Raw genomic sequence first — 3427 nt, 5'->3', positions numbered from 1 at the left:
CTAGTCAAGAATTCAGGATCTATCAATGAAACACCTTCCTCTGCTGGCGAGCCTGCTGGGCTGCCTGTGTGCCAATGCCTGGGGCGCGCAGCGCGTTGAACTGGCCCCCACCACCATCGGCGCCGACGAAACCGAGGCCGAGCCCGGCCTGTCCCTGGACCAATCCAGCGGCATGGCCTCGCGCCTGGGCCTGAGCCTGCGCGAAACCCCCGCCTCGGTGGCGGTGAGCAGCCACCAGGACATCGAACGCCGGGGCGATCGTACCTTCCAGGACGCCGCCAATGCCCTGCCCGGGGTCAATGCCAGCGCTCCTCCGGGGTTCGGCGGCTTCGTTTCCTACCGTGGCTTCACCAGTGGCCAGATCACCCAGATGTTCAATGGCATCAATGTCGCCACTGGCCTGGCCCGCCCTGTGGACGCCTGGATCTACGACCGGGTGGAACTGGTGGGCGGCCCGTCGTCGCTGATCAATGGCGCAGGCTCCGTGGGCGGCTCGCTGAACTACGTGACCAAGCTGGCCGAACGCCGCGAACGGGCCGCCGAGGGCCTGCTCGGCTACGGCAGCTTCGACACCACCCAGGTCGCCTTCGGGGTCAACCATGCCCTGAGCCCGGCCAGCGCCGATGTGCAGCACTTCGCGCGGTTGGATGTCAGCCACAACACCAGCAACGGCTATATCGACCGCCAGGAGCGCGACGCCTGGAGCCTGGCGTTCTCCCTGCTCAGCGACCTGACCCCGGACCTGTCCCACACCCTGGCCGTGGAGTATCAGGACGAGCACGAGGACAGCCCCTACTGGGGCACGCCAGTGCTCAACCCCAAGGCCGGCGACCTGAAGATCGACAAGCACAACCGCTTCAACAACTACAACGTCGCCGATGGCCTGTACGAGCAGCGCACTGTCTGGCTGCGCTCGATCCTCGACTACCGGATCAACGACAGCACCAGCCTGCGCAATACCCTCTACCACCTGGACAGCCAGCGCGACTACCGCAACCTGGAGACCTACCAGTACAGCCCCGACAACCGGCTGGTGAACCGCTCCACCGCCTACCTGGTGCGACACCAGGGCAACCAGGTGGGCAACCAGTTCGAGCTGCGCCACGAAGACCAGTTGTTGGGCCTCGACACCACCTGGGCCGCCGGTTTCGAGTACAAGGTCAACAGCACCACCAATTCGCCGAACAACGTACCGGCACGCAACAGCGTCGACCCGGGCAGTTACCGGCCCGGGCACTTCTATGAACTGGAGGGAACCCGCCAGGGCTGGGTCAAGGACAAGACCAACCAGGTCACCACCCGCGCGCTGTTCGTCGAGAATCGCCTGGCCCTGACCGACGAACTGTCGCTGCTCAGCGGCCTGCGTTACGACGCCATCGACCTGGATGTGACCAACCACCGCGCCATCACCGCCAGCAACCCACGCCACTTCAAGCGCAGCTGGGAGCCGGTCACCGGGCGCCTGGGCCTGACCTGGCAGTTCCTGCCCAGCGCCAACGTCTATGTGCAATACAGCACCGCCGCCGAACAGCCCAGCGGCACCCAGAACTTCGACGTATCCACCGGCAAGCAGTGGGAGGTGGGGAGCAAGTTCGACTACCTGGACGGTCGTGGCTCGGCGACCGTGGCGGCCTACCGCATCGAACGCAAGGACTTCGCCGTGACCGATCCGCAGGACCCGGCCAACAGCATTCCGGTGGGCCAGCAGACCTCGAAGGGCATCGAGCTGGCCAGTTCGCTGCGCATCACCCCGCGACTGCTGGCCCAGGGCAACGTCGCCTGGGTGGATGCCGAGTACGATGCGTTCAACGAGAAACTCGCCAACGGCACGGTGGTCTCGCGCAAGGGCAATACCCCCACCAACGTGCCTTCGCGGCTGGCCAACCTGTGGCTGACCTACGACCTGGCGAGCAATTGGCAAGCCGGCGTCGATGCACGCTACGTGGCCTCGGTCTATGCCGATAACGCCAACACCCTGACCATGCCGGCCTACACCCTGTATGGCAGCTTCCTGCGCTACCAGCTCGACAGCCACACCAGCATCACCGGGCGGGTACGCAACCTGACCAACGAAACCTACGGCCAGTTCGCCCACGTGTCCCCGGCCTACTACCTGGGTGCGCCGCGCACCTTCGAAATGGCGGTGCAAACCCGCTTCTGAAACGCCTCTGCAAGGCGGTGGCCCGAATGCCTTTGCCAAGGGTTCGGGTACACCCAGGCCTGGGCGATTGCGCCTGGTTCGTCAACGATTGGAGGAACTTGCAAGCCGGACCATGCTGCACCGCACCCGCGTCCGGGGCTGGCCGATGGAACGAGCGGGTTGTGCTAGGGCGCGGATAGCACGGTTGTCACGGGCCTTCCGGCTCCTGCAGGCGTTGCAGCTCGCGCCGCACCATGCTGGCGTAGGCCGCCGGGCGCAAGCTATAGATCTGTCCGGCTACCCAGTTCAACCAAGCGCCCTGGAGGGCGGGCTTCTGTGCGAACAGGCGCTGGGCCTCGCTGCGCGCATCGGCCAGATGCTGCTGGTGGAATTCGGCGCGGTTCTGGCTCGTCACTCGCTGGCCTTGAAGCTGATCAGTTCGCCCTTGCGCCATTTGGCGGCCTTGGCGGATACGGCCTTGAGGGTCTTGGTCAGGCCTTCCTGCAATTGTTCGTTGGCGGCAAAGACCATCACCACCGATTGCCCTTCCCTGAACACGATCCCCTGCCCCAGGGGGCTGGCGACGAAGGCGTAGTCGCCCAGGCCATAGACCGTCAGCTTGATATCGCGAAAGCGGATTTCCATCTTGCCGCCTTCGCGGCTGGGCAATACCGCGGCGCGAAAATGGTCGCCTACTTTCAGTTCCAGGCGGGGTTTGTCGTCCACCACCAGGGCCGTCTCGGTATCGAGTTCGGCGACATAGATGCCTTCGGCGGATTGTTCGGTGACATAGACAAAACGAGATTGAAACTGCTTGACCAGCTTTGCGCGCAAATCACCCAAGACAAACAACGCATGCATTTCAAGATTACTTACTGCCAAGGAAAGGCCCCCGATACTCAAGATGATGCTGTCCTTAAAAAAACGGACAGCACAAAAAACGCCATGACGGCGTACTCACTCCAATCACTCAATCAGAAATTCACGCAGGTGAACCTGCTACTCCGGCGGCGCTGGGCAAGGGGCATTCCACCATTGCATAGGCACATGTCGAAGGCTGGAGAATAGGCTCTGAACCCGAAAACGTGGCGACGCGCAATTAAGGAACGAGTGCTGGAACAGGCCTGCTAGCCGGAAACACCCTGATCAATTCCCGGAATCGACAGCCACTTCGGGTGGCAGGCGCAATTCTAGAGCAACTTTGTGTATTTCGACTATGCAAAGCGCAAGTCCGTCGCCCATGCCCCACCTCAAGCAAAGACCAGCAGCGTAATCCTGTCGGTAACG

General features: G+C 63.0%; 3 protein-coding genes. 1 reads left to right on the top strand and 2 read right to left on the bottom strand.

The window, feature by feature from the left end; genetic code table 11:
• The first annotated feature begins 25 nt into the window (after positions 1 to 25).
• Entirely contained in the window at positions 26 to 2161 is a 2136-nt protein-coding gene (locus ACK6AU_RS31600) for a TonB-dependent receptor (RefSeq protein ID WP_409303660.1), read from the top strand.
• A gap of 187 nt (positions 2162 to 2348) precedes the next feature.
• Here ACK6AU_RS31600 and ACK6AU_RS31595 read toward each other — a convergent pair whose 3' ends face one another.
• Together ACK6AU_RS31595 and ACK6AU_RS31590 are read right to left on the bottom strand one after the other, a co-directional pair.
• Positions 2349 to 2555 (bottom strand): hypothetical protein, encoded by a 207-nt coding sequence (locus tag ACK6AU_RS31595; protein ID WP_409303658.1) that lies wholly within the window; start codon positions 2553 to 2555, stop codon positions 2349 to 2351.
• The gene (locus tag ACK6AU_RS31590; RefSeq protein ID WP_185699328.1) at positions 2552 to 3022 is read right to left on the bottom strand and encodes a hypothetical protein; all 471 of its coding nucleotides are present in this window, start codon (positions 3020 to 3022) and stop codon (positions 2552 to 2554) included. Before ACK6AU_RS31590 ends, ACK6AU_RS31595 begins: the two co-directional genes overlap by 4 nt.
• Positions 3023 to 3427 lie beyond the last annotated feature (405 nt).

It is taken from the genome of Pseudomonas sp. KCJK8993 (assembly GCF_046230915.1).
GTDB classification, from domain to species: Bacteria; Pseudomonadota; Gammaproteobacteria; order Pseudomonadales; family Pseudomonadaceae; genus Aquipseudomonas; species Aquipseudomonas piscis.
The sequence above is the reverse complement of the archived record's forward strand: the minus strand, read 5'-3'. Positions and strand labels throughout refer to the sequence as shown.

Bases quoted from the DNA above. Each gene is read 5' to 3' on its own strand.
- ACK6AU_RS31600 (WP_409303660.1), top strand. From the start codon at position 26: ATGAAACACCTTCCTCTGCTGGCGAGCCTGCTGGGCTGCCTGTGTGCC.